17 protein-coding genes and 1 pseudogene are annotated in these 21175 nt (G+C 58.8%); 2 read left to right on the top strand and 16 right to left on the bottom strand.

Features of this window, described 5'->3' with window-relative positions; all coding sequences use genetic code 11:
• Positions 1–332 precede the first annotated feature (332 nt).
• From LOY28_RS03920 to LOY28_RS03935, 4 genes are read right to left on the bottom strand one after another with little or no spacing between them, the layout of a single operon-like run.
• Positions 333–1490 (bottom strand): betaine/proline/choline family ABC transporter ATP-binding protein, encoded by a 1158-nt coding sequence (locus LOY28_RS03920; protein WP_258613112.1) that lies wholly within the window; start codon positions 1488–1490, stop codon positions 333–335.
• Entirely contained in the window at positions 1487–2140 is a 654-nt protein-coding gene (locus tag LOY28_RS03925) for an ABC transporter permease (RefSeq protein ID WP_018929509.1), read from the bottom strand. The genes LOY28_RS03920 and LOY28_RS03925 overlap by 4 nt, the downstream gene beginning before the upstream one ends.
• Positions 2141–2158: 18 nt before the next feature.
• A complete protein-coding gene (locus LOY28_RS03930) occupies positions 2159–3061 on the bottom strand; it encodes a glycine betaine ABC transporter substrate-binding protein (RefSeq protein ID WP_258613113.1) in 903 nt (300 codons plus the stop codon).
• A 20-nt stretch (positions 3062–3081) separates the two neighbouring features.
• Positions 3082–3798, bottom strand: a complete 717-nt coding sequence (locus tag LOY28_RS03935; protein ID WP_018929511.1) for an ABC transporter permease — start codon at positions 3796–3798, stop codon at positions 3082–3084.
• Between the two features lie 360 nt (positions 3799–4158).
• Between LOY28_RS03935 and LOY28_RS03940 the strand changes: the two genes are divergently transcribed.
• Complete coding sequence (locus tag LOY28_RS03940) at positions 4159–5742, top strand: peptide chain release factor 3 (RefSeq protein ID WP_064616153.1); 1584 nt, start codon at positions 4159–4161, stop codon at positions 5740–5742.
• A gap of 293 nt (positions 5743–6035) precedes the next feature.
• Positions 6036–6251 (top strand): hypothetical protein, encoded by a 216-nt coding sequence (locus LOY28_RS03945; RefSeq protein WP_018929513.1) that lies wholly within the window; start codon positions 6036–6038, stop codon positions 6249–6251.
• A gap of 112 nt (positions 6252–6363) precedes the next feature.
• Here the strand turns inward: LOY28_RS03945 and LOY28_RS03950 are convergent, their stop codons facing one another.
• From LOY28_RS03950 to LOY28_RS04005, 12 genes and pseudogenes are all read right to left on the bottom strand, one after another.
• Entirely contained in the window at positions 6364–7344 is a 981-nt protein-coding gene (locus LOY28_RS03950; protein WP_018929514.1) for a peptide ABC transporter ATP-binding protein, read from the bottom strand.
• Positions 7344–8312, bottom strand: a complete 969-nt coding sequence (locus tag LOY28_RS03955; protein WP_064616156.1) for an ABC transporter ATP-binding protein — start codon at positions 8310–8312, stop codon at positions 7344–7346. Before LOY28_RS03955 ends, LOY28_RS03950 begins: the two co-directional genes overlap by 1 nt.
• A 10-nt stretch (positions 8313–8322) precedes the next feature.
• Positions 8323–9234 carry an ABC transporter permease subunit gene (locus LOY28_RS03960; protein ID WP_028939886.1) on the bottom strand — a complete coding sequence of 304 codons (912 nt, stop codon included), beginning with the start codon at positions 9232–9234 and terminating at the stop codon, positions 8323–8325.
• A gap of 11 nt (positions 9235–9245) precedes the next feature.
• Complete coding sequence (locus LOY28_RS03965) at positions 9246–10256, bottom strand: ABC transporter permease subunit (protein ID WP_018929516.1); 1011 nt, start codon at positions 10254–10256, stop codon at positions 9246–9248.
• A 73-nt stretch (positions 10257–10329) separates the two neighbouring features.
• Positions 10330–11925, bottom strand: a complete 1596-nt coding sequence (locus LOY28_RS03970; RefSeq protein WP_018929517.1) for an ABC transporter substrate-binding protein — start codon at positions 11923–11925, stop codon at positions 10330–10332.
• A gap of 77 nt (positions 11926–12002) precedes the next feature.
• On the bottom strand, positions 12003–13436 hold the full coding sequence (locus LOY28_RS03975; RefSeq protein WP_018929518.1) for an OprD family porin: 1434 nt from the start codon (positions 13434–13436) through the stop codon (positions 12003–12005).
• 172 nt (positions 13437–13608) lie between these two features.
• On the bottom strand, positions 13609–15210 hold the full coding sequence (locus LOY28_RS03980) for an ABC transporter substrate-binding protein (protein ID WP_258613114.1): 1602 nt from the start codon (positions 15208–15210) through the stop codon (positions 13609–13611).
• Positions 15211–15512: 302 nt separating this feature from the next.
• Complete coding sequence (locus LOY28_RS03985; RefSeq protein ID WP_018929520.1) at positions 15513–17138, bottom strand: ABC transporter substrate-binding protein; 1626 nt, start codon at positions 17136–17138, stop codon at positions 15513–15515.
• Positions 17139–17395: 257 nt separating this feature from the next.
• Positions 17396–19006: pseudogene (locus LOY28_RS03990) on the bottom strand (ABC transporter substrate-binding protein).
• A 280-nt stretch (positions 19007–19286) separates the two neighbouring features.
• The gene (locus LOY28_RS03995; protein ID WP_018929522.1) at positions 19287–19520 is read right to left on the bottom strand and encodes a hypothetical protein; all 234 of its coding nucleotides are present in this window, start codon (positions 19518–19520) and stop codon (positions 19287–19289) included.
• Positions 19521–19524: 4 nt separating this feature from the next.
• Positions 19525–20007 (bottom strand): hypothetical protein, encoded by a 483-nt coding sequence (locus tag LOY28_RS04000; RefSeq protein WP_019582420.1) that lies wholly within the window; start codon positions 20005–20007, stop codon positions 19525–19527.
• A gap of 143 nt (positions 20008–20150) precedes the next feature.
• The gene (locus tag LOY28_RS04005) at positions 20151–20867 is read right to left on the bottom strand and encodes an SIMPL domain-containing protein (protein WP_258613115.1); all 717 of its coding nucleotides are present in this window, start codon (positions 20865–20867) and stop codon (positions 20151–20153) included.
• Positions 20868–21175: the final 308 nt, after the last annotated feature.

The raw sequence follows: 21175 nt of genomic DNA on the forward strand, positions 1-21175 counted from the left end.
TCCAGCATGGACGTTCGGCGCGAACTTTAGGGCGTGAGGGGCTTGAGATCAACAAAAAATGTCGCGTTTTTGCACGCTTCCGTCGTGCGGTCCCTGACAGCTACTGATGTAACCGACCTGCGTGACAGTGTGATGTTCCCAAGACAAGGATTTTAGAAGGGAGCTTGGTTGGCTTTTGTGGCGAGGGAGCTTGCTCCCGCTGGGGCGCGTAGCGCCCCCAAAATCAGGCAATGCGGTTCTTCAGAAGGATCGCATCGGCTGACTTCACGACTGCTTCGCGGCCGGACGGGAGCAAGCTCCCTCGCCACAAAAGCACTAGAGCCTCATACAAGTCAGGTCAACGCAGTTTCCGCTGGCGAAACAATGCTGGTCTTGCCCCCACGGGACTTACCGGAGCTCAGGTATTCGGCAATCGATTCCTGAGTCACCTCACCGAGAAACACCCGCTCGGCGTCCATCACCGGCAGCCACGAGCGGTTGAACTCGTACATACGCGACAGCAGGATGCGCAAATGTTCGTCATACGCCGCGGTGGCGTTGAACTCGCGCCGGTATTGCGCGCAGGTGCCTGTCTGGCGGTGCAGGTCGCGACGGCGCACGTAGCCCTGCGCCTTGTTCTCGGCACAGGTCACCACCACGTAGCGCCGGTCCAGTTCGTCCATCAATTCCAGCGCTTCGGCCACCGGGGTTTCCGGGCTCACCGACGGCGCGTTGTCCGCCGCATCTTCAGCCTTCACCAGCAGCAAGCGTTTGAGCGTGCTGTCCTGGCCGACGAAGTTGCTGACAAAATCGTCCGCCGGATGCGCGAGCAAGGTGTCCGGGTGGTCGATCTGCAACAGCTTACCGGCGCGGAAAATCGCGATTTTGTCACCGAGCTTGATGGCTTCGTCGATGTCATGGCTGACCATGATCACGGTCTTGTTCAGCGCCCGTTGCATTTCGAAGAACTCGTTCTGGATCATTTCGCGGTTGATCGGGTCGACCGCGCCGAACGGTTCGTCCATCAACAACAGCGGCGCATCCGCCGCCAGCGCTCGAATCACACCGATCCGCTGTTGTTGGCCGCCGGACAATTCACGGGGGTAGCGAGTCAGGTATTGCTTGGGTTCAAGCTTGATCATGCTCATCAACTCGCGGGCGCGGTCGTGGCATTTCTGTTTGTCCCAGCCGAGCAGGCGCGGAACGATGGTGATGTTTTCCTCGATGGTCATGTTCGGGAACAGACCGATCTGCTGGATCACATAACCGATGTTGCGGCGCAGGGTCACTTCGTCGAGGTCGGTGGTGTCTTCGCCGTTGATCAGGATCTTGCCCGAAGTCGGTTTGATCAACCGGTTGATCATTTTCAGCGTGGTGCTCTTGCCGCAGCCCGATGGCCCGAGGAACACACAGATCTCGCCTTCGTTGACGGTCAGGCTCACCGAGTCCACGGCTTTCACATCTTTGCCGTTGCTTTGGAAGGTCTTGCTGAGGTTTTGAAGTTCGATCATTTGAGCAGTCCTTTTGGAGTCAGCGTGCGTTGCAGCCATTGCAGAAGCAGGTCGGCGAAGATGGCCAGGAGACTGACCAGCACCGCGCCGACGATCAGCATCGACATGTCGCTGCGGCTGATGGAAGCGAGGATGAGTACACCGAGGCCACCGGCGCCGATGGTGGCGGCGATGGTCATCACGCCGATGTTCATCACTACGGCGGTGCGTACACCGGCGAGGATCACCGGCACGGCAATCGGCAGTTCGACCATGCGCAGGCGCTGACCGAAGGTCATGCCGATACCCCGGGCGGCTTCGCGAATGCCGGGTTCCACGCCGGTCAGCGCCAGGTAGGTGTTACGCATGATCGGCAGCAGCGAATAGAGAAACACGGCGGTGATTGCCGGCATCGGGCCCAGGCCCTGGCCGAACCTGGAATAGAACGGCAACAGCAGGCCGAATAGCGCAATCGACGGCACGGTCAGCAAAACCGTGGCGCTGGCTTGCAACGGGCCGGCCAATGTCGGGAAGCGGGTCATCAGGATGCCCAGCGGCACGCCGACCAGAATCGCCAGCGTTACCGCGATGCCAACCAGGGTGATGTGCTGCCAGGTCAGGTGCAGCACTAGCGGCCAATCGAGATGGGAAAAGGCGTTGAGAAATTCCATGTCTTTTTCTCCTCTGCCTTATTGAACAGACAGCAGTGGATGCTGGCGCAGGAAATCGGCGGCAACGGATGAAGGGCTTTCGTGATCGACATCGACCCGTGCGTTGAGCTGGCGCATGGTGGTGTCGTCGAACAGTTCGGCCAGTGGCTTGAGCTCTTCGGCGAGTTTCGGGTGGGCTTCGAGGTAGGCCTGGCGCACCACCGGCGCGGCGGTGTAGTCGGGGAAGTAATGCTTGTCGTCTTCGAGCAGCTTGAGTTTGAAGGCGTTCAAGCGACCGTCGGTGGTGTAGACCAGGCCGGCGAACACCTGGCCATTGCGCAAGGCGGTGTAGACCAGCCCGGCATCCATCTGGCGAATGTTGTTGCGGGTCAGGTTCATGCCGTAGAGATCAACCATGCCGCCCAGGCCGTCGGAACGGTTGGCGAATTCAGTGTCCAGTGCGACGAGGTGATTAGTCTTCGCCTCGGCTTGCAACACCTCGTTCAACTGGCTGATGGTGTTGATCTGCGGGTAAGCCTTCGCGGTTTTTTCCGGCAGGGCCAGGGCGTAGGTGTTGCTGAATTTCGACGGAGTGAGCCAGATCAGGCCTTTTTTCTCGTCGAGTTCTTTCACCCGGGCGTAGGACTGCGCGCTGTCGAGTTTTTCAGTGACATGGTTGTAAGCCACCAGCGAGACGCCGGTGTATTCCCAGAGCATGTCCAGTTGGCCGCTTTCGTGAGCACTGCGGGCCAGATTGCTGCCCAGGCCGCCGGTTACCTGGGTGTCGTAACCCTTGGTGCGCAGGTATTGGGAGGTGATTTCCGCCAGCAGGGTTTGTTCGGTGAACACCCGGGCGCCAATGCGGATCACGGGTTTTTCAGCGGCTTGGGCGATTCCTGCGAACAGCAGAACGCAGCCTAGTAAAAAGCTTGATGTCTTCATGAGAATTCCTTTGCCGAGGCTTAAGACGGGCGCAGGCCGCGTTCGAGCCAGAGGCGGCTGGCGAGTGTCACCAGACCGTCGAGCAGCAAGGCCAGCAGGGCGGTACAGGCCGCGCCGAGCAGCAGTTGCGGCTGATTGTTCAGGGCGATGCCGGGGAAAATCAGGCTGCCCAGACTGTTGGCGCCTATCAGGAACGCCAGCGGTGCGGTCCCGACGTTGATCGCCAGCGCCACACGCACGCCACCGATGATGATCGGCACGGCGTTCGGCAGTTCGACCCGGCATAGCACCTGAGTCGGGGTCATGCCGATGCCGACGGCGGCTTCCTTGAGCGAACCCTGAACGTTTTTCAGCCCTTCATAGGTGTTGCGCACGATCGGCAACAGCGAAGCCAGGAACAGAGCGAAGATTGCCGGACCGCTGCCGATGCCGAGGATGCCCAGGGCGATGGCCAGTACGGCGAGCGGCGGCACGGTATTGCCGATGTTGAAGATCTGCATGAAGCGTTCGGCGCGTCCAACCATGGTCGGGCGACTGAGGAAGATACCGGCGGGTATGCCCACAACAAGGGCGGCCAGCATGGAAGCGAGGACAAGAATCAGATGAGCTTGCAGGTAAAACAACAAATCGTCGCGGTACTGTTCGATCGTGTTGATGCCAATCCAGTGGACCAGCAGGGCCAGAAGAGCGACGACAACCGCACCTCCTGTCAGCCCTTTGCCATAGCGAATAGCCACAGGCAGACTCCTTTTTTCAGTCGGCGAACGCAGTCCCGTGTGGCATGCCATTCCTGGCTGCCGGGAAAACAACGTTCGCGAGAAGCAGCTCTACATGCTGATAAAACCGCATGAAATCGAGCCATAAGCGCAGCCTCGTCAGGCTAACTTGCTGATTTTTCAGCCCCTGACGATGGGTCGTAACAGGGGAGTGGACGTCTCCAGCTTTTAAAAGGTTCCATAATCAGCAGCATTTAGCCACCAAGAAGGAGCTGCCCGCGCTGATTACGGCCATCGGCAGCTCCTGTGTGTGGTGGTCCGTAGATCACTTTTTAAGCTATACTCGCCGCCCTTTTTTGAATCACCGCCAGGCGATTTCCCATGACCAAACAGGCCGCCGAAGTCGCGAAACGCCGCACTTTCGCCATTATTTCCCACCCCGATGCCGGTAAGACCACCATCACCGAGAAGCTCTTGCTGATGGGCAAGGCGATTGCGGTTGCCGGCACGGTGAAATCTCGCAAGTCCGACCGCCATGCCACCTCCGACTGGATGGAAATGGAAAAACAACGGGGTATTTCCATTACCACGTCGGTCATGCAGTTCCCGTATCGCGACCACATGATCAACCTGCTCGACACCCCGGGCCACGAAGACTTCTCCGAAGATACTTACCGCACCCTGACTGCGGTGGACTCGGCATTGATGGTCCTCGACGGCGGTAAGGGTGTAGAACCACGGACCATCGCCCTGATGGACGTCTGCCGTCTGCGTGACACGCCGATCGTCAGCTTCATCAACAAACTCGACCGTGATATCCGCGACCCTATCGAACTGCTCGACGAAATCGAAGCGGTCCTGAAGATCAAGGCCGCGCCGATCACCTGGCCGATCGGTTGCTACCGCGACTTCAAGGGTGTTTATCACCTCGCCGACGACTACATCATCGTCTACACCGCCGGCCACGGTCATGAGCGCACCGAAACCAAAATCATCGAGAAGCTCGATTCCGATGAAGCGCGCGCGCACTTGGGTGACGAGTACGAGCGTTTCATCGAGCAGCTGGAACTGGTGCAGGGCGCCTGCCACGAATTCAATCAACAGGAATTCCTCGACGGCCAACTGACCCCGGTGTTCTTTGGTACCGCGCTGGGCAACTTCGGTGTCGATCACGTGCTCGACGCTGTGGTCGACTGGGCACCGCAACCACTGGCCCGTGTCGCCAACGAGCGCACCGTCGAGCCGGTGGAAGAGAAGTTCAGTGGTTTCGTGTTCAAGATCCAGGCGAACATGGACCCCAAACACCGCGACCGCATCGCCTTCATGCGCATTTGCTCCGGCAAGTACGAAAAAGGCATGAAGATGCGCCATGTGCGCACCGGCAAGGACGTGCGGATCGGCGACGCGCTGACCTTCTTCTCGTCCGAGCGTGAGCAACTGGAAGAAGCGTTCGCCGGCGACATCATCGGCCTGCACAACCACGGCACCATCCAGATCGGCGATACCTTCACCGAAGGCGAAACCCTGGGTTTCACCGGCATCCCGCACTTCGCCCCGGAACTGTTCCGTCGCGTACGCCTGCGCGATCCACTGAAATCCAAGCAACTGCGTCAAGGCTTGCAGCAACTGGCCGAAGAAGGCGCCACCCAGGTGTTCTTCCCCGAGCGCAGCAACGACATCATTCTCGGCGCCGTCGGTGTGCTGCAGTTCGATGTGGTCGCCAGCCGTTTGAAAGAGGAATACAAGGTCGAGTGCTCCTACGAGCCGATCACCGTGTATTCCGCGCGCTGGATCGAGTCCGGCGACAAGAAGAAGCTTGAGGAATTCACCAACAAGGCCGTGGAAAACCTCGCCCTCGACGGCGGCGGTCACCTGACCTACCTGGCCCCGACCCGGGTCAACCTGGCACTGATGGAAGAACGCTGGCCGGACGTGAAATTCCGTGCGACGCGTGAGCATCACTAAGCGCTGAGTTGCAAACCCCAAAGCCCCGATGCGCGAGTCTCGGGGCTTTTTATTGTCTGGGCTGTGTACCGCACCGAAGCGACTCGGTTGTCCGGGCGCAACAGGGTTCTTCCTTCCGTGCTCGGCGAGCCCGCATCACTTAGTTGATCTGGTTATAGGCATTATTCGAAACCAATCTCCCTTCTCACGGCATTTCCCGACCTTCGTTAGCGTCCTATCTGGAGAATCGCGCTAAATTTCTCTCTGCGCCATTCCGGCACCCATGCTTCACCCAAGAAAGGATGGAATCGGCTATGAGCATTATTCAACGCATAGTGTTGCTGCTGAAGGTTTTGGTGATGCTATCCCTCGGCACGTCAGCGGCGTGGGCGGAGTGCACGAACCATGATGAACAGGCCTGGAGCGGGCAAGGCGTGCACAGCGAGCTGATGCTCGCCGCATCGGAATCGGGTAGCTCGAACGATGATGACTCGACCGACGACCCGGACAGCAACGAAGACGACACTTGAGCCTGAATGACAGGCAAAAGAAAACCCCGTCTGCCTGACTGATGCGCAGTCGGGGCAGAAGGGGTTTGGTTAACTCAGCAAAAGCGCGCCCCGGCATCCGGGGCGCGTTTTTTTATGCCGCGCCGTCGAGGAATTGCTCGGCGTAGTGGCAAGCTACCTGGCGGGTGTCGAGCAGGCGCAGGAGCGGTTCTTCGATGGCACAGCGCTCGGTCGCGTACGGGCAACGCTTGTGGAAGGCGCAGCCGGACGGCGGGTTCAACGGGTTTGGCAGTTCGCCGACGATCTTGATTTTCGGCTTGTCCGGATCCGGGTGAATGGTCGGCGTCGCCGACAACAACGCCTGGGTGTACGGGTGCAGGGGACGGGTGTAGATGTCCTCTTTCGGCCCCATTTCCACCGGACGGCCGAGGTACATCACCATCACGTGATCGGCAACGTGGCGTACCACCGCCAGGTTGTGGGAGATGAACACGTAGGCGGTGTTGAACTCTTGCTGCAAATCCATGAACAGGTTGAGTACCTGCGCCTGAATCGACACGTCCAGCGCCGAGGTCGGTTCGTCCGCCACCAGCACTTTCGGCTGCAACATCATCGCGCGGGCCAGGGCGATCCGCTGGCGCTGACCGCCGGAGAACATGTGCGGATAGCGCTGGTAGTGCTCGGGACGCAAGCCCACCTGCTTCATCATCGCCTGGACTTTCTCGCGACGTTCGGCGGCGGAAAGGTTGGTGTTGATCAATAGCGGTTCAGCCAGTTGATCACCGATTTTCTGCCGTGGATTCAACGACGCGTACGGGCTCTGGAACACCATCTGCACATCTTTGCGCAGTTGCTTGCGCTGAGCCTTGTCGGCGCCGGCGACTTCCTGCCCGGCGATTTTCAACGAGCCGGAGGATGGCTCTTCGATCAACGTCAGGGCACGGGCCAGGGTGGATTTGCCGCAACCGGACTCACCCACGACAGCGAGGGTCTTGCCGGCTTCCAGTTCGAACGACACACCGTTGAGGGCGCGTACGGTCGCATGGCCCTTGAACAGGCCACGGGACACTTCGTAGTGACGGGTCAGGTTGCGGGCGGTAAGTACGACGGCCATTACGCCACCTCCTGGTTCAACGGGTAGAAGCAGCGGGCGAGGCTGTTGCTTTTCTGGTCAAGGGCTGGACGCTGGGTGCGGCAATTGTCTTGCACATACGGGCAGCGCGGCGACAGCAGGCAACCTTGCGGACGGTCGTAACGCCCCGGAACGATGCCCGGTAGCGTCGACAGGCGCGCAGCACCCAGGCTGTGTTCTGGAATAGCCTTGAGCAGCGCTTCGCTGTACGGGTGTGCCGGAATGTCGAACAGTTGTGGCACCTGACCGACTTCAACCGCTTGGCCGGCGTACATCACGCACACGCGCTGGGCGGTTTCGGCCACGACCGCGAGGTCGTGGGTAATCAGCACCAGGCCCATGTTCTGCTCTTTCTGCAGGGCCAGCAGCAGGTCCATGATCTGCGCCTGAATCGTTACGTCGAGCGCGGTGGTCGGTTCGTCGGCGATCAGCAGTTTTGGTTCGCCGGCAATCGCCATGGCGATTGCAACACGCTGGCTCATGCCGCCGGAGAGTTGATGCGGGTAGGCATCCATACGGCTGGCGGCGCCGGGGATTTCCACTTTCTCCAGCAGTTCGATGGCGCGCTTGCGAGCGTCCTTCCTGGACATTTTCAGGTGCAGGCGCAGCACTTCTTCGATCTGGAAGCCCACGGTGTAGCTCGGGTTCAGCGCGGTCATCGGGTCCTGGAAGACCATGGCCAGGTCTTTGCCGACGATCTGTCGACGCTGACGGTTGCTGAGCGCGAGCATGTTCTTGCCGTCGAAATTCAGGGCGTCGGCGGTGACGATCCCCGGACGCTCGATCAGGCCCATCAGCGCCATCATGGTCACGGACTTGCCGGAACCCGACTCGCCAACGATGGCCAGCACTTCGCCCTTTTCCACGGATATGTCGAGACCATCGACCACCGGAACGGCGTTGGCGTCGCCGAAGCGAACGTTGAGATTCTTGATTTCTAACAGTGACATTTGAATCTCCTCAGGCGGCGTTCTTGAGTTTCGGGTCCAGCGCATCGCGCAGGCCGTCGCCCATCAAGTTGATTGCCAGCACGCTGAGCAAAATGGTCAAACCAGGCAAGCTCACCACCCACCAGGCGCGTTCGATGTAGTCGCGAGCCGAAGCCAGCATGGTGCCCCACTCAGGGGTTGGCGGTTGTACGCCAAGGCCGAGGAAGCCCAGTGCCGCGGCATCGAGAATCGCCGAGGAGAAACTCAAGGTGGCCTGAACAATCAGCGGCGCCATGCAGTTGGGCAGCACGGTGACGAACATCAGGCGAGGCAGACCGGCACCGGCCAGGCGCGCGGCGGTCACGTAGTCGCGGTTCAATTCGCCCATCACCGCGGCGCGGGTCAGACGAACATAGGACGGCAACGAAACCACGGCGATGGCAATAATGGTGTTGATCAGGCCAGGGCCGAGGATGGCGACAATTGCCACCGCCAGCAGCAGGGACGGCAGGGCCAGCATGATGTCCATCAGACGCATGATGGTCGGGCCGAGCACGCGCGGGAAGAACCCGGCGAACAGTCCCATCAGGATGCCTGGAATCAGCGACATCACCACCGATGACAAGCCGATCAGCAGGGACAGGCGCGAGCCGTGAATCAAACGGGACAGCAGGTCACGACCGAGTTCATCGGTACCCAGCAGGAACTGGATATGCCCGCTTTCCAGCCAGGACGGCGGGGTCAGCAGGAAGTCGCGGTACTGTTCGCTCGGGTTATGCGGTGCGACCCACGGGGCGAAGATCGCGCAGAAAATCACCAGCAGCATGAACAACAGGCCGGCGACGGCCCCTTTGTTCCTGGAAAACGCATGCCAGAATTCTTTGTAGGGCGACGGATACAGCAGGCTTTGATCGACTGCTACCGGTGTAGTGAGAGTGGTCATGGTCATTGATCTCAGCGCTGATGACGGATGCGTGGGTTGGCAAAGCCGTAGAGGATGTCCACTACGAAGTTGACCAGAATCACCAGGCAGGCGATTAACAGGATGCCGTTCTGCACCACGGGATAGTCCCGTGCGCCAATGGCTTCGATCAGCCATTTGCCGATGCCGGGCCAGGAGAAGATGGTTTCGGTCAGGACCGCGCCGGCCAGCAGCGTGCCGACTTGCAGGCCGACCACCGTCAGTACTGGAATCAGCGCATTGCGCAGACCGTGCACGAATACCACGCGCGATGGCGACAGGCCTTTGGCGCGGGCGGTGCGGATGTAGTCTTCACGCAGCACTTCGAGCATCGACGAACGGGTCATCCGCGCAATCACCGCCAGCGGGATGGTGCCGAGCACGATGGCTGGCAGGATCAGGTGATGCAGGGCATCGAAGAACGCTCCGACGTCATCGGCCAGCAACGTATCGATGAGCATGAAGCCGGTGCGTGGCTCGATGTCGTAGAGCAGGTCGATCCGCCCGGATACCGGGGTCCAGCCCAGGCTCACCGAGAAGAACATGATCAGGATCAGGCCCCACCAGAAGATCGGCATCGAGTATCCCGCCAGGGAGACACCCATTACCCCATGGTCGAACAGGGACCCTCGCTTGAGTGCCGCGATCACCCCGGCCAGAAGGCCCAGGATGCCGGCGAACAACATGGCGGCCGAGGCCAGTTCCAGGGTCGCGGGGAATAGAGAGCTGAACTCGGTCCAGACGCTTTCACGGGTACGCAGGGATTCGCCGAGATCGCCGTGGGCCAGTTTGCCAATGTAATCCAGGTATTGGGCATACAGCGGTTTGTTCAGACCTAGGCGTTCCATTGCCTGAGCATGCATTTCGGGGTCGACCCGACGTTCGCCCATCATCACTTCCACGGGGTCGCCAGGAATCATGCGGATCAACGCGAAAGTCAACAAGGTGATGCCGAAGAACGTGGGGATCAGTAACCCCAATCGGCGGGCAATAAAACTAAACATCTTGTGTGGTACCTCATCAGCCGGTTAGGCATGCCCGGCATCGCTGGGGTCAGCGATGCCGGGCGTTTCTTATCTACTTCACCTGGGTGGTGGCGAAGTTGTTAGTGGTGAGGGGGCTAATGTGATAACCCTCTACGTTGGTGCGCATTGCAGTGAACATGCGGGTGTGCGCCATGCTGATCCATGGCTGGTCCTGATTGAAAACGTCCTGGGCCTGTTCGTAGAGCGCCGTGCGTTCAGCCGGGTTCACTTTGGCCCGTGCTTCGTCGATCAGCGCCTGGAACTTTTCATTGCACCAGCGAGCGTAGTTTTCGCCGTTCTTGGCGGCCTCACAACTGAGCATAGGCGTCAGGAAGTTATCCGGGTCGCCGTTATCGCCTGCCCAACCGGCGGACACCATATCGTGTTCGCCGTTCTTCGCGCGCTTGAGCATCTCGCCCCATTCCATGACACGAATATCGACCTTGATGCCGACCTTGGCCAGATCTGCCTGCATCATTTGTGCGCCGAGCATCGGATTAGGGTTGGTCGGGCCGCCGCCGTTACGGGTGAACAGGGTGAACACGGTGCCCTCCGGTACCCCGGCTTCCTTGAGCAGGGCACGAGCCTTGTCGAGGTCGCGAGGCGGGTTGGTCAGTTTATGGTTGTAGCCCAGCAGGGTGTCCGGGTACGGGTTGACCGCCACCGTCGCATTGCCCTTGCCGAACAGCGCGTTGACATAGGCCTCTTTGTCGAACGCGATGTCGATGGCTTTGCGCACCCGCACGTCGCTCATGTACTTGCGGGAGGTATTCATGGCGACATAGGAGACGGTCATCGCGTTCAGCTCATCAACCTTCAGGTTGGTGTCTTTCTTGATGCTCGGGATGTCATCCGGTTTCGGATACAGCGCGATCTGGCACTCGTTGGCCTTGAGCTTTTGCAGGCGCACGTTGTTGTCGGTGGCAATCGCCAGGACCAGCGCATCAGCCGGTGGCTTGCCACGGAAATAGTCCGGGTTGGCCTTGAAGCGTACCTGGGCGTCCTTGGCGTAACGCTGGAAGATGAACGGGCCGGTACCGACCGGTTTGTTGTTCAGGTCGCCGGTCTTGTTGGCCTTGAGCAGTTGATCGGCGTACTCGGCGGAGTAGATCGAAGAGAAGGCCATGGCGATGTCGGCCAGGAACGGCGCTTCGCGGCGGGTCAGGGTGAACTTGACCGTGTTGTCGTCGACTTTCTCTACGCTTTTGAGCAGTTCCTTGAAGCCCATGCTCTCAAAGTACGGGAAGCCCACGCTCGACAGCTTGTGCCATGGGTGATTCGGGTCCAGCTGACGCTGGAAGCTCCAGACCACGTCGTCGGCGTTCATGTCGCGGGTCGGCTTGAAGTAATCGGTGGTGTGAAACTTGACGCCTTTGCGCAGGTGGAACGTGTAGGTCAGGCCGTCTTCGCTGATGTCCCAGGATTCGGCCAGCGCCGGAATCACTTCAGTGGTGCCGGGCTTGAAGTCCGCCAGGCGATTGAAGATGGTTTCGGCCACTGCGTCGGCTGTGACTGCAGTCGTGTACTGGGCCATATCGAAGCCTTCCGGGCTGGCTTCGGTACAGACCACCAAGGGTTTGGCCGAGACGCCAACAGCGACACTCAGCAATGCGGCAGCGATGGCCGCTCGTAGGGGAAGCATTTTCATCAAGAACCCTCTGCAATCGGTTGAACAGGAAAAAACCGAACGGCCGACTCGTCATGAGTCAGCCGCCGGCGTGCGTTTTACAAAATGTTGAACGGGATGGTGGTCACGAGACGGAACTCGTTGATGCTGCCATCCGCCTGGTTTTCGCTGGCACGGTGCGCGGTGTAGGTTGCGCGAACAGTGGTGGCCTTCAGCGGGCCGCTCTGCAGGGCGTAGGTCGCACCGATACCGTATTCGTAATGGGTTTCGCCATCCTGGGCCTGGATACCGTCGTAACCCTTGCCTGCTACGCCTTCATTGCCGGTGTAGTGAGTACCGTCGATGCCCCAGCCACGTGCCTGGTAGATGTTGAACTTCAGACCTGGCACGCCGTATTCGGCCATGTTCAGACCGTAGGCAATCTGGAAGGACTTCTCGTTCGGGCCGTTGAAGTCCGACAGCAGGGAGTTGGCCAGGTAGATGCCGTTGGTTTCGTGCAGGTAGTCGAAGTACTCGTTACCGTTCACTTCCTGGTAGGAGAAGGTCAGGCTGTGGGCCTGGTGGGTCAGGCCGAACGACAGGGAGTAGGTGTCGTTGTCGATTTTGCCTATGAGGGCTTTACCTTCTTCCTGGGTTTTGTAGTAGTTCAGGCCGGTGGTCAGGCTCAGGACCTGGCTGTCGCCCAGCACATGACTGGCGCCGAAGTAGTACTGGTTCCAGATGTCTTCGGCTTGGGTCGCCCAGAGGCTGGTGGTCAGGCTGGCGAATGGGGTGTAGGTGATACCGCCGGTGTAGATGTGATCGGTTTCAACGATGCCGTTGGCGTATTCGGTGCGGAATTTACGCTGGCTTTCTTCGGTACGCGGAGAGTTGCGATCGAAGGTGGCCAGGTCGAAAGCCAGGTTGTTCAGCTCTTCGCTGTGGATGGCCACACCTTCGAAGCTCGAAGGCAGCGCACGGTTACCGATGACATCGACCATCGGGCTGCTGAAGTTCATGCGGCCAGCGGTCAGGGTAGTGTTGGAGACACGGGCCTTGACGTTGGCCAGGCCCAGTTTGCTCCACTGGCCGACGGCGTCGCCACCTTCTTCGGTCAGGGTACGGTTGTTGCCCGCGCCAGGACGGGTTCCCGGTGCGCCGCCGTTGTTGGACGCCAGATCCTTGCGATCACGATCCAGAGCGATGGCGTTGTAGGCCGCCACTTCGGTGCTGAAACCTACGGTGCCTTGAGTGAAGCCGGAGTTGTACTTGAGGATGGTGCCCTGAACCCAGTTGATACGACGATCAGTCGGGGTTGATACACCGTCTTTCTTGTAGCTGAACGTGCCGCCACGTTTCAGTTGCTCGTTGGCATACCAGTTACGCGTGCTACCGGTGATTGACTGCCCTTCGACGAAGCCAGTGGCTTCACTCTGAGCACTTTTCTCATTCACGGTAACCGGGGTGAACGCCTGGCTCTGGGATTCTGCGTAAGCCGTGGCGGTCACGCTGCTGATGGCCAAGGCCAATAACGCGGTGCTGCTCAGTTTCATGTGTGAAGCTCCTTTCTTTCTTTTTTTAATGCCGGTCTTTTTTGGTGATCCGGCTATTTGGTTTAGAACTCATTCTGGCTTCGCAAACGTTTGCTGTAGGCCGATTTGACGAATTACGGCAATACGCTTGCGTGAGGGCGGAATCCGCCCCCCAGCGTTTCTGGCTAATTGGTTATTGGTCGATACTGACGCCCGAGAACACGTTGCGACCGAAGGGGCTGACCTTGAATCCTTCGACTTTGGCGCTCAACGGCTGGTTGACCGTCGAGTGGGCGACCGGCGTGATCGGCACCTGCTGCTTGAGGTACTGCTGCGCCTGTTTGTAGAGCACGGTGCGCTGGTCGCGATCGGTGACGACCTTGGCCTGCTTGATCAGCTTGTCGTAGGTCGGATCACACCACATGGAGTAGTTATTGCCGCCAATGGCGTCGCAGCTGTACAGCGTACCGAGCCAGTTGTCCGGGTCGCCGTTGTCACCGGTCCAGCCGATCAGGCTGATATCGTGCTCGCCGTTCTTGGTGCGCTTGATGTACTCGCCCCATTCGTAGCTGACGATCTTGACCTTGAGGCCGATCTTCGCCCAGTCCGCCTGGAGCATTTCGGCCATCAGCTTGGCGTTGGGGTTGTACGGACGCTGGACCGGCATGGCCCAGAGGGTGATTTCGGTGCCTTCCTTCACGCCGGCGGCCTTGAGCAGTTCCTTGGCTCTTTCCGGGTTGTAGGTGGCGTCTTTTATGGTGTCGTCATAGGACCACTGGGTCGGTGGCATGGCATTGACCGCCAGTTGACCGGCGCCTTGATAGACGGCGTTGAGAATGCCTTGCTTGTTCACCGCCATGTCCAGCGCCTGGCGCACTTCGAGCTGGTCGAAAGGTTTGTGCCGGACGTTATAGGCGATGTAACCAAGGTTGAAGCCGGGTTTCTCGATCAGCTGCAGTTTCGGATCATTCTTCAGTGCGGTTACGTCGGCGGGGCGCGGGTGCAGGGTGATCTGGCATTCATTGGCCTTGAGCTTTTGCACGCGCACCGAGGCGTCGGTATTGATGGCGAAAATCAGGTTGTCGAGCTTGACCCGGCTCGGGTCCCAGTACTGTTTGTTGCCGCTGTAACGGATGTTGGAGTCTTTCTGGTAGCTCTTGAACACGAACGGCCCGGTGCCGATCGGCTTCTGGTTGATCTCGCTCGGCTTGCCGGCCGCCAGCAACTGGTCGGCGTATTCGGCCGAAAGGATGGCGGCGAAGCTCATGGCGATGTTCTGGATGAACGCGGCGTCGACGTTGTTGAGCGTCATCACCACGGTCAGCGGCCCGGTCTTTTCGACCTTGGCAATATTCTTGTTCAGGCTCATCCCGTTGAAATACGGGAACTCGGTCGGATAAGCCTTACGGAACGGGTGCTGCGGATCGAGCATGCGATTAAACGTGAACAGCACGTCGTCGGCGTTGAAATCGCGAGTCGGCGTGAAGTATTTGGTCGTGTGAAACTTCACCCCTTCACGCAGATGAAACGTGTATTTGAGTCCGTCCTCGGAAATATCCCAGCGGGTTGCCAGGCCTGGCACGACATTGGTGGCGCCTTTTTCAAACTCTGCCAAACGGTTGTACAGCGGCTCGGCGGCGTCGTTATCGGTCGCAGTGGTGTACTGCGCGGTGTCGAAACCGGCGGGGCTGCCTTCGGAGCAGAACACCAGGCTGTTATTGGCGGCCTGGCTGATGGAAGTGGCGGCCAGCAGGCCGGTGCCCAGCAATGCGGATAAAACCAAGGAATGGCGCATGACGCTCCCTCTTTTTTTAGTGTTATTCAATGCGCCGCGATCCCGTCCGTGGACGTTGTGGCGGCATTGAGCTCAAACCAATACGGGCAGCAAACCGATAGCCCACACAGTCACTGGTCAGAACCCGACGGTAGGTGCCGTGGGTCTGGCAGTAAATGCGCTGAGTCCTAAAGACTCGTAGGAAAAGGCAACGCGTCCTAACCCCTGGCTGCGTCAGACAGCGGATTTGGATGTAGGCAAATTCCTAACTTCTCGGCAGAAAAAAGCAGCGGCGACACTGAAAACGTCGCCGCTGCCTTTTCTTATTTGCTGACGCTGACGCCGTAGAAGGAGTTCAAGCCAAATGGGCTGATCTTGAAGTCCTGCACGTTGGCGCGCATGGGTTGGAACACCGTCGAGTGAGCGATAGGTGTCATTGGAACAGCATCTTTGAGGACGTGTTGCGCCTGTTTGTACAGTTCGGTGCGCTTGGCCTGATCGGTGGTGCGTTTGGCTTCCTTGACGAGGCCGTCGAATTTCTTGTCGCACCATTTGGAGAAGTTGTTGCCACTCAGCGAGTCGCAGCCGAACAGCACGTTGAGCCAGTTGTCCGGATCACCATTGTCGCCGCTCCAGCCGATGATCATCGCCTGGTTCTCGCCGCCTTTGGAGCGCTTGATGTACTCGCCCCATTCGTAGCTGGTGATCTTCACGTTCAGGCCGATCTTCTTCCAGTCGGACTGCAGCATTTCAGCCATCAGCTTGGCGTTCGGGTTGTACGGACGCTGTACCGGCATCGCCCACAGAACGATTTCGGTGCCTTCCTTGACGCCGGCTTCCTTGAGCAGCTGCTTGGCTTTCTCAGGATCGTACTTGGCATCCTTGATGGTGGTGTCGTAGGACCATTGGGTCGGCGGCATGGCGTTGACGGCCAGTTGGCCTGCGCCCTGATAAACCGAGTCGATGATCTGCGGCTTGTTGACGGCCATGTCCAGCGCCTGCCGAACTCGCAGGTCGGCCAGCGGGTTCGGCTCGTTGCTGCCCTTGACCTTGTCCATCACGTTATAGGCGATGTAGCCCAGGTTGAAACCAGCCTGCTCAGGCATCTTCAAAGTTTTATCTTCTTTGAGCGCCTTCAGGTCGGCTGGACGCGGGAACAGAGTGATCTGGCACTCGTTCTTCTTCAGCTTCTGGATGCGTACCGACGGGTCGGTGGTGATGGCGAAGATCAGGTTGTCGATCTTCACGTCATCAGGCTTCCAGTAGTCCTTGTTCCCGGTGTAGCGGATGTTGGAGTCTTTCTGGTAGCTCTTGAACACGAACGGGCCGGTGCCGATCGGTTTCTGGTTGATGTCGGCAGCCTTGCCTTCCTTGAGCAGCTGGGCAGCGTACTCGGCGGACTGGATCGAGGCGAAGCTCATGGCCATGTTCTGGATGAACGCGGCGTCTACGTCTTTGAGGGTGAACTTGACGGTGTGGTCGTCGACTTTATCGATCTTGGTGATGTTGGTATCCATCCCCATGTCGGTGAAGTACGGGAATTCGGTCGGGTACGCCTTACGGAACGGGTCATCCTTGTTAATCATGCGATTGAAGGTGAACAGCACGTCGTCGGCGTTGAACTCACGCGTCGGCTTGAAATACGGGGTGGTGTGGAACTTGACGCCTTCACGCAGGTGGAAAGTGTAAGTCAGGCCGTCACTGGAAATGTCCCACTTGGTCGCCAGGCCAGGAATCACGGCGGTGCCGCCGCGCTCGAACTGGGTCAGGCGGTTGAACATGGTTTCTGCAGAGGCGTCGAAGTCGGTTCCGGTGGTGTACTGACCTGGGTCGAAACCGGCCGGGCTTCCTTCGGAGCAGAACACCAGGTTAGACGCCGCTTGGGCGAAAGGTGCACTGGCTAACAGGCTTGCGCCGACTAAAAACGGAATGACCGCGTGTTTAAGCATGGTGGCCTCATGATTTGTTGTCATTTTTGGATTAGAGGACGACCTCGTGAGTCGACCTGCGGATACTTATGCAGGGGCCGTACCCAATGCAAGATCCGGAATGGCCACAAGTCCTAAAGAGTGGCACGAACGTACCTTAATGTCGCATATGTGTAAAAACTGATGTATTTGACCGTTTGCGCAGGTTTTTTACGGTGCAAGTCGTGCACCGATAAGGGGCGACCGGGGCGGTTGACGCACCCGGTTGGAGCCTGGTGTTACTTATTTATACCCACGCCATAGAACGGTGTGAGGCCAAACGGACTGATCTTGAAGTCGGTGACTTCCTTGCGCAGTGGCTGGAACACCGTCGAGTTGGCAATGGGTGTGATAGGTACTTGTTGTTTAAGGATTTGCTGGGCCTGTTAGTACAGTTTGACCCGCTGTTGTTTGTCCGTGGACACCTTGGCTTGCTGCACCAGTTTGTCGTAGACCGGGTCACACCATTTGGCGTAGTTGCTACCTTTCACCGCAGCGCAGCTGTAGAGCACGCCGAGCCAGTTATCCGGGTCACCGTTGTCGCCGGTCCAGCCGTAGATCATTGCGTCATGCTCACCGTTCTTGGCGCGCTTGATGTACTCGCCCCATTCATAGCTGACGATGTTGGCCTTGATCCCGACTTTCTCCCAATCCTGCTGGATCATCTGTGCCGACATCCGCGCATTGGGGTTGGAGGCGCGCTGCACGGTCATGGCCCACAGATTAATTGTAGTGCCGGGTGCAACCCCCGCTTCTTTCAGTAGCGCGCGGGCTTTGGTCGGGTCGTGCGGGGCGTCCTTGATGCTCGGGTCATACGACCATTGCGCCGGTGGCAAGGCGTTTTGCGCCAGTTGCCCGGCACTCTGGTAGACAGCCTTGATGATCGCCGGCTTGTCGATGGCCATGTCCAGCGCCTGACGCACCTTGAGCTGGTCCAGCGGTGGGTGGGTCACGTTGTAGGCAAGGAAGCCGAGGTTGAAACCGGCTTGCTTGAGCACCCTCAGATTCGGGTCTTGCTCCATCACTTCGATGTCTGCCGGGCGTGGGTAGCCGCTGACCTGGCACTCGCCGGCCTTGAGTTTTTGCAAGCGCACGGCGGCGTCCGGGGTGATCGAGAAAATCAGGTTGTCGAGTTTCACGTCCTCGGGTTTCCAGTAGGCCTTGTTGGCGGCGTAGCGGATTTGCGAGTCCTTTTGGTAGCGCTTGAACACGAACGGGCCGGTGCCGACGGGTTTCTGATTGAGGTCGGCGGCTTTGCCTTCCTTTAATAGTTGGGCGGCATATTCGGCGGATTGCACCGAGGCGAAGCTCATGGCGAGGTTTTGCACGAATGCGGCGTCGACGTTGTTCAGGCTGAAGCGCACGGTGTGGTCGTCGATCTTGTCGATGCTTTTGATCGTGGTGTTCAGGCCCATGTCGGTGAAGTACGGCGACTCGGCGGGGTAGGCCTTGCGGAAGGCGTTGTCCGGGTCGAGCAGGCGCTGGAAGGTGAACAGCACGTCGTCGGCGTTGAAGTCGCGGGTGGGGGTGAAGTAGTCGGTGGTGTGGAATTTCACGCTGTCGCGCAGGTGGAAGGTGTAGGTGAGGCCGTCCTCGGATACGTCCCATTTTGTTGCCAGGCCGGGTTCGATTTCGGTACCGCCGCGTTTGAATTGGGTGAGGCGGTTGAAGACGGTTTCGGCGGAGGCATCGAAGTCGGTGCCGCTGGTGTATTGGCTGGGGTCGAAGCCGGCGGGGCTGGCTTCGGAGCAGTAGACCAGGGTGGTGGCGGCTTGGGCGGTTTGTGCGAGTGATGCGGTTGTGGCGAGGGCGAGTGCGAGCAGGAGTGGTTTGACGGTGGTTCTTTCCATGGAGTCCCCGGGATTTGAGCAGCGATATTTTCCTGAGAGTAGCGTTGTTGGCGGGGAGGGCGGAAATATCGTTTTTTGAGGGGGACCCCTCTATCCGGGCATAGTCTGCCGGTCTTTGCGTTGATGGCGGACTGTAGGAGCTGCCGAAGGCTGTGATCTTTTGATCTTGAAAATCAACGTCAAAAGATCGCAGCCTTCGGCAGCTCCTACGCAAAGCGGTGTCAGGCGGGCGTTGTGGGTGAAGTTAATCCGTTTCACGTTGCTTGAATGAGCGCGTGGCTCACGCCGTATACCGGGCCCGACTAAAAAACAGCGCAGCCCCGAGGGCGATAGCATTGGTTGAAACGATGCCCAGATCGAAGCCGGCGATGAAAGGCGGCAGCATAAAAATACTCGAAAACCCCAGAGCGAACAGGGTGATGCCCAGCCATTTTCTGAGGCCATAGGATTTCAGATAGAAGAACAACAGCAGGAATACTGCATAAGCCACGGCGTACAGGCCATATTCGTTCATGATCTCACCCGCCTTGAGTCTTGATGATCATGGACGATCCTGAGTGCTGAGGGCCTATGCCACCGCTGACCTGTGCATCCAGGCTGACGATGACATCGCCGGCGTGATAAGTCGGCAATTTGCTCAGCGTGAACTCGCGGACTGCCCATCCCACCGGGATGGCCGCACCGGGCATGAATTTACCTGCCGCTGCCCCGAAAACACCACTGGTGAGGTTGGCGATACTTGTTCGTTGAGCATTGAGTAAATCCCCCTGTTGCCGGGTCAGGGGTTTGGAGATCCCGACCATCATTTGGCAAGGCAAATCCTTGGCGAGCATTTTGTCATAGAGCTCTACCACCAGATTGCTCACTTCATAGTGGGCGGCTTTCGCTTCACCAAAATGCAGTGTTCTGAGGCTACCCCGTTCACCGGCTGACAGGGTGAAGCGCGATACGTTGAAGACAATTCCATGGTTGCCGGAAAACTGATCCCTTTCAAACTTCAATGCTCGCGTCCTTATCGAGTCTGGAAAGGCAGGGAGTTTCTCTTAGCTCCTGGGCTTTCGCAAATGCAAAATCAAAAGCAGCTGAGGCGGCCTGTTTACTCGCGTGTACACCGCCCTGCCGTTTTCGTGTCCGGGTTATCGCATCAAGGCATCAACACTTCAATCGCCCCATCCGCTGTCATGCTGACCTGGCTGGTGCCGGCTTCAACTTCTGGCGTCACCGGTGCCGAATCCATGCCGGCGGCTTTCATCATCATCGGCCCGCGCATGTATGGTTGTGGATAGCCGTTGCTGTTGAGGTTCAGGTTGACGATTTTGTAGCTCTTGCCGCCCAGGGCGTCGGTGGCCAGTTGGGCGCGGGCCTTGAAGGCGGTCACGGCTTCTTTGAGCAGGGCGTCTTCGCTGGCTTTGCGGGTTGGCGTTGCGATGGCGAAGTCCATGCCGCCCATTTTCAGGTCGGTGAGCAATTCGCCGGTGAGTTTGGACAGGGCGGCGAAGTCCGAGCTTTCCAGGCGCAGTTCGGCGCGTTCGCGCCAGCCGGTGATTTTCTGGCCTTTGGTGTCGTAGATCGGGTAGCTGTTGCGGCTGCCCTGGCGCAGGGTGATGTCCTTGACCTGTTTGGCCTGGGTCAGCGCCTTGTTCATGGTAGTGCTGATGTCGGCGGCGAGTTTGGCCGGGTCGGTGTTTTGTTCTTCGGTGTAGAGGGTCACGATCATCAGGTCGCGGGCCACTTCCTGGCTGACTTCGGCGCGCAGGGAGATCTGGTTGTAATGCAACTCGTCGACGGCCAGGGCCGGGAGGCTGGCGGCGGTGCCAACGCTTAGGGCAAGAAGGGCGGCGCTGCGGCGCAATGTGTGCATGAAAAGCTCCTTGGACGATGCGCAGGGGTTAGGGTCCGAACCTGCGTGAAACCATCAGACTCTAGCTTCAATGGTCCGTTTCGCACAGTTACAACTTCTATACAGTCTCAACCGGTGCCGGGCTTTTGTGGCGAGGGAGCTTGCTCCCGCTCGGCTGCGAAGCAGTCGCAAAGTCGGTATGCGTGGTTTGCCAGTTTCACCCGGTTGAATGGTTGGGGTCCGCTTCGCAGGCCGACGTGAGCAAGCTCCCTCGCCACAGGGGCTCATCGGCGAAGCATTCACTTATAAATCCATGAGCCGCAACTGTG

Source organism: Pseudomonas sp. B21-017, assembly GCF_024749245.1.
Classification (GTDB): Bacteria; Pseudomonadota; Gammaproteobacteria; order Pseudomonadales; family Pseudomonadaceae; genus Aquipseudomonas.